This window comes from Acinetobacter sp. AOR01_HL (assembly GCF_027855455.1).
In the GTDB taxonomy this organism is placed as follows: domain Bacteria; phylum Pseudomonadota; class Gammaproteobacteria; order Pseudomonadales; family Moraxellaceae; genus Acinetobacter; species Acinetobacter baumannii.
In genome coordinates this window covers 34,405-47,782 of the sequence record NZ_JAKTIM010000038.1, presented here as the reverse complement: position 1 = coordinate 47,782, position 13,378 = coordinate 34,405, and the positions used below count along the sequence as shown (strand labels likewise).

The 13,378-nt window shown below is 37.7% G+C and carries 10 protein-coding genes and 1 pseudogene; 2 read left to right on the top strand and 9 right to left on the bottom strand.

Annotated features, from left to right (window positions below; translation table 11 throughout):
• Positions 1 to 55 precede the first annotated feature (55 nt).
• Both MKL62_RS11240 and MKL62_RS11235 read right to left on the bottom strand, forming a co-directional pair.
• Positions 56 to 790 carry a histidine phosphatase family protein gene (locus MKL62_RS11240; protein ID WP_001162376.1) on the bottom strand — a complete coding sequence of 245 codons (735 nt, stop codon included), beginning with the start codon at positions 788 to 790 and terminating at the stop codon, positions 56 to 58.
• Between the two features lie 57 nt (positions 791 to 847).
• Positions 848 to 1,705: a 3'(2'),5'-bisphosphate nucleotidase CysQ family protein gene (locus MKL62_RS11235; RefSeq protein WP_000471049.1), complete on the bottom strand. Its 858-nt coding sequence runs from the start codon at positions 1,703 to 1,705 to the stop codon at positions 848 to 850.
• Between the two features lie 309 nt (positions 1,706 to 2,014).
• Between MKL62_RS11235 and MKL62_RS11230 the strand changes: the two genes are divergently transcribed.
• The gene (locus MKL62_RS11230) at positions 2,015 to 2,383 is read left to right on the top strand and encodes a hypothetical protein (protein ID WP_000979740.1); all 369 of its coding nucleotides are present in this window, start codon (positions 2,015 to 2,017) and stop codon (positions 2,381 to 2,383) included.
• A gap of 53 nt (positions 2,384 to 2,436) precedes the next feature.
• Here MKL62_RS11230 and MKL62_RS11225 read toward each other — a convergent pair whose 3' ends face one another.
• From MKL62_RS11225 to MKL62_RS11195, 7 genes are all read right to left on the bottom strand, one after another.
• Positions 2,437 to 3,096, bottom strand: a complete 660-nt coding sequence (locus MKL62_RS11225; protein ID WP_000332555.1) for an SOS response-associated peptidase family protein — start codon at positions 3,094 to 3,096, stop codon at positions 2,437 to 2,439.
• A 107-nt stretch (positions 3,097 to 3,203) separates the two neighbouring features.
• Complete coding sequence (locus tag MKL62_RS11220; RefSeq protein ID WP_005128776.1) at positions 3,204 to 4,934, bottom strand: ABC transporter ATP-binding protein; 1,731 nt, start codon at positions 4,932 to 4,934, stop codon at positions 3,204 to 3,206.
• 12 nt (positions 4,935 to 4,946) lie between these two features.
• A complete protein-coding gene (locus MKL62_RS11215; protein ID WP_000953840.1) occupies positions 4,947 to 6,089 on the bottom strand; it encodes an ABC transporter permease in 1,143 nt (380 codons plus the stop codon).
• Positions 6,090 to 6,096: 7 nt separating this feature from the next.
• Positions 6,097 to 7,035, bottom strand: a complete 939-nt coding sequence (locus tag MKL62_RS11210; protein ID WP_000881924.1) for an ABC transporter permease — start codon at positions 7,033 to 7,035, stop codon at positions 6,097 to 6,099.
• A gap of 12 nt (positions 7,036 to 7,047) precedes the next feature.
• Entirely contained in the window at positions 7,048 to 9,081 is a 2,034-nt protein-coding gene (locus tag MKL62_RS11205; RefSeq protein ID WP_109850668.1) for a M3 family metallopeptidase, read from the bottom strand.
• Entirely contained in the window at positions 9,082 to 10,905 is a 1,824-nt protein-coding gene (locus tag MKL62_RS11200; protein ID WP_109850669.1) for an ABC transporter substrate-binding protein, read from the bottom strand.
• Positions 10,906 to 10,920: 15 nt separating this feature from the next.
• Positions 10,921 to 12,711 (bottom strand): ABC transporter substrate-binding protein, encoded by a 1,791-nt coding sequence (locus tag MKL62_RS11195; protein WP_109850670.1) that lies wholly within the window; start codon positions 12,709 to 12,711, stop codon positions 10,921 to 10,923.
• Between the two features lie 163 nt (positions 12,712 to 12,874).
• Between MKL62_RS11195 and MKL62_RS19650 the strand changes: the two are divergent.
• Positions 12,875 to 12,967 (top strand): annotated as a pseudogene (locus tag MKL62_RS19650) (hypothetical protein); the annotation flags it as partial.
• Positions 12,968 to 13,378: the final 411 nt, after the last annotated feature.

The window sequence follows — 13,378 nt, the reverse complement described above, 5'->3', positions numbered from 1 at the left end:
TGAAGCATGTAAAAAAAGCCCAACAGGGCTTTTTTTATTGTCTATGTTTTTGTGTTTACTGTACTTTATGGAACTCAGAAACATCTAACTCGTAAGTTTTTCCTCTCCAAATCCACTTTAATTTACAATTTGGAAATTCATCACCTTCAAACCATACAAACAGCCCTTCCATCATGGCAGGCCAATCTGCTTTTTGTATTTGGTTATTGCCTGAAATTACCGCAACAATCGCTGCAATAATTGTGTCATGACTTACAGCCAAACTTAGGCCACTTTTTGTTTTAGGATGAGTTTGATAAATCAGCTCTAACACATCTAATACGCCAGTAATTGGATGTTTCATACCCGGTAAGGCATTGTTCACAAAGCTATTAATAAAACCAAGTGCCCCTTGTTTACGGAAATAAGGCGCCGCCTGCTGAATATCCAGTACAAAGCTACCAGGTTCTACCAACAAACCTTGTTCAACTATTTCAATTGTATGTGTATTCGGCTCAGGACTCACCCCATCTGCTCCTTCAATCATAAGTGCAGCAGTGTCTACACAACGTTGAATTGGGCTAGAAATGCAATGTTGAATTACACGATCCGTGTTTTTAATTAAATAGCTACCCCATTCCTGAGCAAGCTCACGTCCTTGCGGTGTAAGCTGGAGGTCGTATCCTGCCAAGCCTTGCCCATCTACCAGCTCTCTTAAGGAGTGACGTGTAAAAAGGGTTACAGGGGTCGAAGCATCAGGCAATAAATCAATTGCTTCAAACATGCTTTTAGGCAATAAATCGAGTGCCATTTTTATCTTGTCATCTTTTCTCAATATTTTGCCACTATAGCATGTCTACAATAACTCTCAATCCAAAACACCTGATTGAGCTAAAGCTTCAAATGCTATTTTTTTGCTTTCCTGATCACGAAATGCGATAAAGCCCCCATTTAATACGGTATCACGCTGGTTATATTCAAAGGGCTTACCTGTTAGAGTGAGTAAACCTCCACCTATACTTTCTAATAATCCTTGACCTGAGCTGGTATCCCATTCTGATGTCGGATGAAATCTAGGATAAATATCGATCTCTCCTTCCAACATCATACAAAACTTATAAGCGCTGCCTGCTTCACGTCGAATTACGGTACGAATCTTTTCAATAGGTTCAATGAATTTCTGATATTTCGGATTTTTACTACTATGACTTAAACCAATTTGTACAGGAGCTTGTTTTGAATAAGGTGTTTTTTGATATTGATACCATTGTTGTTGGCTAAAGCTATATTTAAAAGGTAAATCTTTTAAATAACCTAAATAAACAACTTGCTCACATGGCACAACAATCACCGAAAAAATCGTTTCACGCCCTTCAATCAAACTCAAGTTTATCGTGAACTCATCTCGCTCATGTATAAACTCTTTCGTACCATCAAGTGGATCTAGCATCCAGCAAGAAGACCAAGCATGGCGAGCGCTATAGTCACTTTCTTCCGATAAAACCGGTAACTCAGGTGTAATTTCTGCAAGATGCTTTAATAAAAAACGATTTACCTTTAAATCTGCTTGCGTTACAGGTGAATCATCATGTTTTTCTTCAATCGTAAATTCATATCCAGCCGAATAATTTTGATATTCTTGTAATAAGATTTGGCTAGCTTCTTCCAAGATTGGTAGTAACTGTTCAATTAAAGCATCATTGGGGCGAGTTGTTGTTATAAACATAAATAAGCTCTATTTACTTTCCTTTTCATTATAAGTGAATTATGACAAATTCAATATTCACCAACAGTCTAGTATCCTTACAAAAAGACTTAACTTTTTATTAAAAACACTATTATTCCTTCAACAGCTGAATCTTTATATTTTAACTTGATTAGACGCTTATTACTCAAGAGAAAGCTCAGTTAATTTTTGTATAGAAAATATGCTATAACTTATGAAAAATAAACAACTTAAAGTAAATTCAACCATTTCTTTTTCACGCATTTCTTGCTATGTTCAATAGCACAATAACAAAATGGAAGACTAAATATGATGCTATATGGATATCACTTCTCAACAATTGAAAATAACTGGGAAGACTTAACTCCATTAAATGAGTTTTTACAAACATTTGCAGATGATGATGGTGATGTCTCCCAAAGAGATAAAGAATCGCTTAAAGAAATTATTGCTAAATCCGATACAGCTTTGGCCTTAGCTAAAGAAATGGGTTGGGATGGTAGCTATACAGGCTGTCCTTATTTATTTTGGTTACCAAGTAAAAATACGCAATCTTTTGAATATGGATTTGTTTTTAAACAAACCTCAGATAACTCAACTTTTGTAATCTCACCAATTGAATTGGCTTATCTGGCGCAAGATGAGCAGGTACAAACTTTAAGTAAGAATATTGATTAAATATCAAAGGTTATTGACTTAAAAATTAAGCCAATAACCTAACTCCAATGCAGTTATTCAAACATACTTAATTGAGGTGTAGGTTTTATAATCTTCTCTTTAGGAACATGTAAACATTCAAATTCCTCAACAGGAAAACCTTCAATAAAGCTTGAAATATCTGGTGTTTCTAAACTTAACCATTCATCTAAGCGGTCATGTGGAATCACAATGACTGATCTTTTAACATCACCCGGTTCATGGAAGTCTTTCATCATGGGATGATCAATCGCATCCATAGTTAACATACTCGCAGAACGGACAATCGTTTCATTCATTTTGCAAATTTCATAGATTGCTGCGATAAAAAAAGCCTGCCCATCTTTACGGCGTACGCCCCACCGCTCAGGTTTATCATTTATATATTTACTCTCATAAAACTCCGTGACGGGTATCACACCGAACTTACATTTAAGAGCAGCTTCTTGAAAACTCGGTTTTTGGAAAATCGTTTCATGACGGGCGTTATAAGTATGTTTTGCTATATTCGTATCTTCTGCCCATTTAGGAACCAAACCGAACATGACTTCACGCCATTCAAAACCTTGCGGTGATTTGAATAATAATGGCATTGTCCCACCTGGATAGACCTCATCGGCATAGCTAAAGCCGACCACAGGCAACTGAAGTTGCTGCAATTGGGCAAGAGTTAAAGGCTTAAAGTTGGCACACATAGCAGGAATAAAATACTGTACTTTTACATCTCTTATTTTATAAGTATTTATTCTATAAACCAAATAAAAAGGCACTTGAAAGTGCCTTTAACGACATAACTTTACGCTTATGAAACGTGCTGAATCCCTTGTGGAATAGCCTGCAATAGTCGTTTGGTGTAGTCATGTTGTGGATGTGCATAGAGCTCATCCGAGTTGGCGATTTCAACAACTTCACCATGATTCATGACCATAACCTGATCGGAGATATATTTCACAACCGACAAGTCATGGGAAATAAAAATATAACTAAGCCCAAACTCATCTTGTAAGTCTTGTAATAAATTAAGTACTTGTGCCTGAACTGAAACATCTAACGCCGAAACAGATTCATCACAAATTAGAATTTCAGGCTTTAGCGTTAAGCAGCGCGCAATCGCAATACGTTGGCGTTGACCGCCCGAGAACTCATACGGATATCGATAATAAGCTTGTTCAGGCAGATTCACTCTCTCAAGTAAACCAAGCGCAATTTGCTTACGTTCCGCATCATCTTTACCAATTCCATGAATTTGCATAGGTTCCAATAAGATCTGCCCAATCGTAAAACGTGGATTTAGTGAAGCATATGGATTTTGAAAGATGATTTGGATCTTCCTTTGATATTTGGCAAACTCTTTTTCAGTTAAAGAAAGAATATCTTTACCTTCAATTAAAGCCTGCCCCCCAGAGGCTTGATGTAAGCGCATGAGCAATAACCCGACAGTCGTTTTACCGGAGCCCGATTCTCCTACCAAACCAAGCGTTTTTCCTTTAGCCAATTTAAAAGAAACGCCTTTTACTGCCTGAAATTCTTCTTTGCCAAACAATCCTTTACGACTATAAAAACTTTTTTTCAGGTCTTTTACTTCTAAAATAATGTGCTCATCGCCATTTAAACCACGTTTACGCTCAGGAATTTCTGAAACATCAAAGCTTTGCTCAACCAATATATTGTTTTCTTGTCGCATAAAATCACTGGTTACAGGCAAACGATAAGGTCTTTGTGACATTTGAGGACGACAGTAAAGTAAGGCTCGAGTATATACATCTTTAGGCTGTTCCAAAACTTGTTCTGCGGTACCTTGCTCTCTAATTTCACCATGTCGCATGACAATGACTTGATCTGCAATTTCACCAACCAAAGCCAGATCGTGAGTAATAAAAAGCATCGACATTTGACGGCGCTGTCGCAATGATTCAAGTAAATCAATAATCTGTTTTTGAATGGTGACATCAAGTGCCGTAGTCGGTTCATCGGCAATCAGTAGTTTGGGCTCACAAGCAATTGCCATTGCAATCATGACACGTTGCTGCTGACCACCTGAAAGCTGGTTAGGATAAGCATCAATTTTCGTTTCTGGTGACGGTATACCGACCTCTTTAAGCAACTCTAAAACACGTTGTCGTGCCTGTTTTCGGCTCATACCCATATGTAAACACAACACTTCTGCAATTTGATTGCCAACCGTAAAAACCGGGTTTAATGATGACATCGGTTCCTGAAAAATCATGGCAATATCTTTGCCACAGATTTTTCGCATCTCTGTACGCGATAAGCCAAGCAAGTCTTTACCTTCAAAAATAATCTTACTTTTCTCATCAATCTTACTTTGACCTACGGGAAGTAAACCCATAGTTGCTAAAGAAGTGACAGACTTACCACTACCCGATTCACCAACCAAAGCTACAGTCGTATTGGTCGGAATATCAAAGGAAATTCCTTTCACAGTTTCGATATATTGTTTATCTTCACCTTTAAAGCTTACACGTAAGTTTTCAATGTGGAGTAATGGGGTCTTTTTTTCTTGTTCTGACATTTGGATTTCCTCTTATTTTAGTTTCGGGTCTAATGCATCGCGTAGCGCATCAGTAAACATTGAAAATGCCGTAACCAAAACCGCCATTGCGACAGAGGCTGCGACAAGCTGCCACCACTTACCTAAAAGAAGTTCACTTTGTGCTTCATTTAGCATACTGCCCCAAGACACTACACCTACTGGCACACCGAACCCTAAGAAACTCAAAATCACTTCCGATTTAATAAAAGAAACCACCAAAATAGACATTTGGACCAATGCAATATGGCTGACGTTAGGAAAAATATGAATAAACATACGGCGAAAATGCCCGACACCAATGGCTTTAGCTGCAAGTACATATTCGCGTGCCGTATGTTTCATATATTCAGCACGAATTAACCGATAGACACCTGTCCAGCCTGTTAAGCCTAAAATCAGAACAATAGATAAAATACCCTTTTGTTGTAGTACAGCAGCAATCGCAAGAACTAATAATAAATATGGAATGGAAGTAAAAATATTATAAAACCAGTTGAGAATATCATCGACCCAACCACCAAAATAACCAGAAATTGCCCCTAAAAGCGTTCCTAATGTGACTGCCAGTAAGGCAGAAACAAGCCCTACAATAATTGAAGTTTCAGCGCCTTTAATGGTTTTTTTAAGGACATCTTGTCCCCATTTGTCAGCACCAAAAATTAGGGTACTTTTTAGTTCACTTTGCTGATCAAGTAAATGTCCACCGAGTTGCTGATCAATTGCTTTCATATCATCAGCTAATGGATCAACTACACCATAATAATCAATTGCACTTCCAGAGCTCTTTTCTTGTTTGATTTCAGCCTTGAGTTGGTGAATTACATCTTTTAAAGGATCGACTGGATTTTCCGGTAATTCCTCATCTACAGCGGCTGTACTTTTCAAAGCTTCAGTTGTCTTATCTGCACCTATAAATGTAGGAGGCGCATAACTGACAGCAACTTCTTTATTCCAATCAGATGCAATCACACCCGTTAGAGATAGTATTAATACGATCAAATAGAACAACACAACAATGAGCGATGCCATTGCAATTTTATCGGCCCGGAGACGACGCATGGCAAGTCGCCATAGCCCCGCTGAAGCAGGAGCTGTCTGGGTTTCTAACTTTCTTTTTGATAAAACACTCAGCATAACCCACCTACTTCAACTGTACACGTGGATCAACCACTTTGTAGACCAAGTCCGCAATCAAATTAAAAATCATGGTTGCAGCTGCAATATATACAGTAATGGCTTTGATGACAGGAAAATCACTACGCTCTACAGCAATAATCACTTCACGACCAATACCGGGAATACCAAAAAAGCGTTCAATTAAAAATGCACCTATCAATAATGCCGGTAAATTTGACATCACATCAGTAATAATCGGAATTGAGGCATTACGTAGAACATGCACACTTAAAATTCGGCTTTCCCCTACACCTTTAGCACGTGCGGTTCTCACATAATCCTGATTTACTTCATCAAGCACAAAGCTACGATATAAACGTAAAGTAGGTGCAATACTCACCACAAGCATGATTAGAATTGGTAGTAAGGAAAACTTAAATAAATTGTCGGTAAAACTATCGCTCCATCCCTGTACTGGAAACCAGCTCAGTTGATAAGCCAGAACATATTGAAAAACAATAATGTAAACCAAAATACTAATCGACATACCGATGGTACATAACATCATGACCATACGATCAGTTAGAGAGCCACGTACCGCCGCTACAGCCAATGCTAAAATAATTGAAATAACTGTTTGTAAAATGGTGAGTGGAATTAAAAGTGTGAGCGACGGTCCTAATCTGGTTAAGATAATTTGTGAAACGGATTCACCTGTGCTCCAACTTGCGCCATAGTCAAAAGTAAGAATTTGCTTAATAAAAATCCAAAGTTGAACATAATAAGGTTGATCGACACCTAACTGTTTACGGATATTTTCAATCTGTTCAGGATTTGACATCTTACCTGCCAGAATATAGGCAGGATCTCCACCGACCCAATTAAATAAGATAAAAATAAGCAGCACTACTCCCAACATGGTCGGAATCATCTGCCATAAACGCCGAATAACATATGCCAGCATAGTGATAATTCCTTATTTAACCCGTTGTCCGGTAATTTCGTTAAAGAATGCTTTATTGTCAGGATCACGACCAAGGAAATCTTTAACCAATTCAGCTGCCGGTTTTTGGCTACCCTGCGATAAAATCGTCTGACGATAACGTTGTCCCACTTGTGGGTTGTTCAGGTTGTCACCATAAGCAGAAAGCATGTCTAGCGCTAAAACCTCAGACCACATATAACCGTAATAACCTGCCTGATAACCACCCATTAAATGCCCGAATTGCCCGGGGAATTCAGTTGTTGGCACATATCCTAAGGCTGTAGCAGCTTCCATTTTTTGCCAAGTTTCTAAAGGTTTTACTTTTAAGGCATCTGCCGTATGAAGTGCCATGTCATATTGTGCATAAAGCGTCTGACGGGCATAACGCAAGCCACGGCCATAATTATGTACTGCTTTTAAACGGGCAATTAATTCATCGTCAACACGTGGACAAGCTGGATCACAATAATCGGCCACTTTAGATAAGGTTTCTTTACGGCGTGCCCACTCTTCATACATTTGAGAAGGTGCTTCTACAAAATCACGCTCTACAGAAGTTCCGGACTGACTGGTATAGCGGGTATTTGATAAGATGCCATGTAAAGCATGACCGAACTCATGTACAAAAGTTTCAAGCTCATCACTATTTAAACCTTTACGGTTAAAGTTGGTCACCAATACTGAAATCGGTAATCGGTTGGTTAAAGTGCTGCCACCATATACTCCCCAAACTGCTGCATGGCCGTATTTCCCTTCACGGGGGAATTTATCCATATATAAGCCACCAAGGAGTTTTCCTGTCTTTTTATCAACTACATCGTAATATTCAACTTCATCCTGCCATGCTTTAACTTTGACAGGTTTAAAATCAATACCGTAAAGATCAGATGAAATGGCAAATAACCATTTTTGTGCGGCTAAAGTCGGAAAATAATCACGAAGCTTTTCCTGATCAATTTGATATTTACTCTTACGAAGTTTTTCGCTCCAGTAAGCCTCACTCCAACGCGTTATCTCGGTTTTGTCTAACGGCGTCTTTAAGGTTTGTGCTTTAAATGCACGAAGCTCTTCTACTTCTTTACGTTCAAGTGGTGCTACCGTTTTTTGTACTTCTGCCAAGAACTTGTTTACAGCCTCTGGTGTTTTTGCCATTCGGTCTTTTAAAGCCCAATCTGCATAACTCGCTTTTCCAAATAACTGTGCAAGTTCATAACGTAAATCTATTGCCTGTTTGAGTAGTTTTAAATTCTGTTCAGTCCCACGTCGCGTAAAAGCGATTTGATATCTTTTTCGGGCATCATCATTATCCGCTAGTTCCATGAATGGACGATATTCCGGATACTCAAAACCTAATAAATAATTTCCTTTCGTATTTTTCTTTAACCCCGAAATATAACTTTCGGGTAAGCCTTTCATCTCTTCAGGAGTAAATTCAAGTTTTCCCGGGTTATCACGAATATTACGGTTATATTCTTGTTCAAGTTTAGTCAACTCATCCAGAATAGCCTTCATTCTTGCGCGTTTTGCTGGTTCTAACTGAACCCCTGTGTCTTCAAATTGATCCAGAATATCTTGACGGTATTTCTGGTCAATCGGATCATTTGCTTTTGTATTTTTGATTACGTTATATAGTTTTGAATTTTGGAAGATATCCGTATGAAACTGATTAATTTTGATTTCGCAGTCTTCTGCTGCCTTACGTAATTTCGCATCTGGGTCGACGTTACTATATAGACCTATGGGCCCCGAAAAATCTTCAAGATGAGCAAAAATTTTATCCCACTTGGCTAATATCGGAGCAGCGGCAGCATCGTTTTTAACAGGCGTTTTTTCAAAACTAGAAATCTCTTGCTGAATTTTTTTTAAATTAGAATCACACCATGCTGGGAGTTGCTCTGCTTTGAGTAATGGTAATGTCGCACGCGTCACTTCAGCCGATGCAAATTGACTTATACCTATGGTCAACATACATAATGTAGTCATTTTCAGTGTATTATTTTTCATCGTATCTCCAATTTTTTTCATTTAATGATTAGATTTCGTATTTGTATCAATATCGAAGTACATCCATTCAGCATGTAAAATCGGATGCTTCTTATATCCAATAATTCGTGGTTGGGCCAACATATTGCGATAGCGTGCATAAGACATTTGCACAGGCATATAAACCTCTAACAAGCGCGTCATTTTTCGATATAACGCATCTCTTTCTGGGCCTGGCTTCACTTGTTGAGACTGGCGGTACAACTCATCAAACTCTGGTATCGAACCACAAGACCAATTAGTCATATGAGTATTTGGACCATAAAAATTCTGCATAAAATTATCCCCATCTGGATAATCGGCGATCCATGCAGAAGAACCAAACATTCCCTCACATTGTTTTTGTGATCGAAGTAAGTCTGAAAAAAGCATTGGCTTATACACCATGCGAATATGTAGGCTATCGAAGTTTTTCTTCCAAAGTTCAGCACTTTGTTGGCCAATACTGTCATTGCGCGCTTTATATTCGACCACGAGCGGCTTGCCGTTTGGTTGTGTACGCCAACCAGAAGCATCTTTTTTGTAGTGATATCGATCCAACAGCAGATTGGCTGCTTTTACTGAATATGGTGTACTGCTTCTATACTGTGAGTCATATCCCACTACACCAGGTGGAACTGGGAAATGAAGACGTTCTGCATCACTATTCCTTACCAATTTAATCTCTTGATCTATTGAACGGGACATCGCAATAGCACGGCGTAAGGCAATTTTTTCTTTACTCATTCCTCCAACAACGGGATCTTTGAGATTCCAATAGATATAACTAATTTCTGGATCAACAATACGAGATAATTGCACGCCTTCTTTTGCAAGCTCGGGTCTTAATTTACCGTCTTTAATCGCTTTTGAAACTAATTGCCCTTCAAGCTGAATGATATCTACCTCACCACGCTGGAATGCTAACCATCGTGACTGGTTTTCTTCCATGACCTGAATATCAATTGTGCCGATTTGAGGCATTTGTTTACCTTTAAGGCGCTTTACAATTGCTTCATCCCCGGGGCTACTGGCATTAAAGTTCCAGATAAAACCTCGATATTCAGGATTTGCTTTTAAAACAATACGTGAGGCAGGTATCCACTTACTGAGCATATAAGGTCCAGTTCCTACTGGATGCCCCATAACAAAACCAGCTTTATCTTTATATTTCTCGATGACTTCGCGTGCCACCGCACCTGTCGGATCATGGGCCAGTAATAAAGGAAAGTTATAGTCTGGTTTTACTAACCGAATCACCAAAGTGTACTTATCAGGTGTTTGTAAACCACTTACATTTTGATCGTAATTAAATTTTCCGGATTTATTGGCTGCTTTGACTAAAGCATTCATACCTTCAATTTTATCTTCCAATAACCAACTATTGGGTGAGCGTAAATTCGGGTCTAATAACCGCTTAAAAGAATATGCATAATCGTAAGCTGTTAACTCTCTAGGTTTACCTTTAAACGCTGGGTCGGCTGTAAAGTAAATACCCTTCTTAATATGAATGGTATAAGTCAGACCATCTGCACTCACTTCTGGCATAGCCGTAGCCACGTGTGGGATTAATTTTGCTGGTCTTGCCAAATAGTCATAGGTATATAAAGTTTCAAATATAGATGTGAGTACATGCGCTGAATATAAGTCATGTACATAAGCTGGGTCGAAGCCTGTTTCAGCTGTTGGGAATACATAACGCAAAACTTTATTTGGATCGGCTGGGCTTTTCGCAAAAATAGATATAGAACCCGTTAAAGCCATTCCGGCAAAGAATAGGCCGACACTACAGTGCTTAAGCTTTTGTTTTAAATTTTCGGTCATGATGATCTTTATCTAAAATTATTTTTTAATAGGGGTAATATCAAGATATTGCCAGTTTGTATTCATCATTGGGTGAGCTTTAAACCCCTGAACTTGAGGCTGTATCAACCAATTACGAATTCGTGTTACATGAATAATCCAAGGGTTATCAGCTTCTATCTGACGGTTAAGTTTTTCGTAATATGGGAGCCGTTGTTGAGGTGGTAAATGAATGGCCTGAGTATAAAGAGCATCATATGTTTTAGACTGATAACAAGCTTGGTTTCCCTGCCCAGCATTTGGTCCATATAATAATTGTGCAAAATTATCTCCTTCAGGATAGTCAGCAATCCATGCACCGCTCCAGATCATATATTTACATTGAGTAGCGGCTTTTAGGTTATCTGCAAAGTTACTTACCTTAAAGTCAGCTCGAATGCCAATCGCATCTAGATTTTTTTTCCAGAGTTCTGAATGAATAACCGATGCTGAGCTATTTTCTGTATTGATTTTTAAAATTAAAGGTTTGCCATTTGGTAAGGTCCGGTAGCCATCAGCCCCTTTTTTATAACCATAATGATCAAGTAGTTTATTTGCTAATAGCGGATTATATCCTACGCTACTTTTATATTTAGGGTTATATCCGTTTACACCTTCAGGTATAAACATTTGTGATCTAACAGCCTGACTTTTATAAGCTTGTTGTATGCTTTCTTTTTGATTGTATGACAGAGTAATTGCTCTACGAAGCGCTATTTTTTCTGGGCTAAAACCACCGATCACTGGATCCCGCATATTCATCATCGTATAGGTAATCTCAGGATCCTTATTTGGATAGTGCTTAATTCCTCTCTTCTTAAAAGAAGCTTTAAGCTGATTTCCATCTAAAGCTTGAGGAACAGCATTCGCTGTGAGTTTATCAAAGTCTAGTTGTCCAGACTGAAAAGCTAACCATCGTGACTGCTCTTCTTCAATAATACTGACCACCACCTTGCCAACTTGTGGCATTTTCTTTCCAGACATTTCCTTAACAAGTTGGTTATCCCAAGGTGTTCCTGTTGACTTAAAATTCCAGACAAAACCACGATAATCAGGATTAGCAACTAACTCGACTTTACTTCTCGGTACATATTTACTTAACATATAAGGACCAGTACCTACGGGATGCATACCAATACGGTCACCGTAATAGTCAACAACCTCTTTAGCAACAGCACCAAAAGTAATATAGGCAAGAATATAAGGAAAATTAAAGTCTTGGCGAGTCAAAGTAAATTGTAGAGTATATCGATCAAGAGCTTTAACTCCAGCAATCGGAGCAGCATAATCAAATTTTCCAGTTTTCTTTGCTTGAGCTACAACCGTATCGGCACCTTGTAACTTACCATCAATAAAAGAAACAGAAGGCGCTCTATTTTTAGGGTCTAAAATACGTTTAATTGTATAGACGTAGTCTTCAGCTACCAACTCACGGCGTTTACCTTTAAAAGCTGGATCATTGGTAAAATAGATACCCGGCTTAATCTTAAATATATAAACTTTACCGTCTTGTTCCACTTTGGGCAGGCTTTCTACAGTATTGGGAACTAACTGTAGTGGACGCGCTAGATAGTCATATTTGAGTAAAGGCTCAAAAATTGCCTCAGCAATACTAGCACTATAGAAATTGGTGGTTTTGACCATATCGAAGCCATCATCTGGGGCCTCATAGGCAACATGCAAAATTTTGTTTGGTTGCGCTGGCGTAATTGCGTAAGCACAAGGAACTGATGTAATAGCCAGACTTAAAATGGCGAGCTTAAAAAATTTTAATTTCAAGTTCATACCCACGTAATTAGTTTTTTTAAAAGATATTATCCTTTTGAGTAACATCTAAATCTGCATAAGAAAAGTTCTTTTTCAACAGATAGGCCTATTTAGGATTTAAAATTTACTTTCCTTTATCCTCTTTCGATTTGATCAAATGGAAAAAATAAACTCAAATACCTAGTGTTTTGTAACCATTGAATATAAAGCGAATTTCATGCCATTTATTAATATCCATCTTAAAATATTCAAAAACATTAAAAATTCATATTTTTATTAGATACTTAAAAACGTTTGAACTATATAAATAAAAGTAACTTTTTGCCAAATATTATATTCATATAAGTTAATCATCTAATACCTTAAATGCACAAATAAAATACATTAAAAATTAATTATGATCCACATTAGATCAAGCCTAAATTATAGATATTTTAAAACAATATATTGATTAATAATAAAAATATAATTTAACCATGGAGTGATAAATATTATAACATTACATATTAAAAGGCTCTAAAACGATACATTTTTATTTAATAAGCATGTGAAGAGTCCAGTAATGTATATTTTTTATACAAATAAATTTGAAACTTTTCGCCAACATGAAAAAATTTTCCAAATGGAAAATTTATTTTTATATCAAAAAAGCTAAAGCATCATACTCAAGCATAATAAAATCAATATTTAT

Excerpts from the sequence above, each read along its gene's own strand:
- MKL62_RS11210 (WP_000881924.1), bottom strand. The coding sequence starts at position 7,035 with ATGCTGGCATATGTTATTCGGCGTTTATGGCAGATGATTCCGACCATG.
- MKL62_RS11225 (WP_000332555.1), bottom strand. The coding sequence starts at position 3,096 with ATGTGTGCCAACTTTAAGCCTTTAACTCTTGCCCAATTGCAGCAACTT.
- MKL62_RS11215 (WP_000953840.1), bottom strand. The coding sequence starts at position 6,089 with ATGCTGAGTGTTTTATCAAAAAGAAAGTTAGAAACCCAGACAGCTCCT.
- MKL62_RS11230 (WP_000979740.1), top strand. The coding sequence starts at position 2,015 with ATGATGCTATATGGATATCACTTCTCAACAATTGAAAATAACTGGGAA.
- MKL62_RS11205 (WP_109850668.1), bottom strand. The coding sequence starts at position 9,081 with ATGAAAAAAATTGGAGATACGATGAAAAATAATACACTGAAAATGACT.
- MKL62_RS11220 (WP_005128776.1), bottom strand. The coding sequence starts at position 4,934 with ATGTCAGAACAAGAAAAAAAGACCCCATTACTCCACATTGAAAACTTA.
- MKL62_RS11235 (WP_000471049.1), bottom strand. The coding sequence starts at position 1,705 with ATGTTTATAACAACAACTCGCCCCAATGATGCTTTAATTGAACAGTTA.
- MKL62_RS11240 (WP_001162376.1), bottom strand. The coding sequence starts at position 790 with ATGGCACTCGATTTATTGCCTAAAAGCATGTTTGAAGCAATTGATTTA.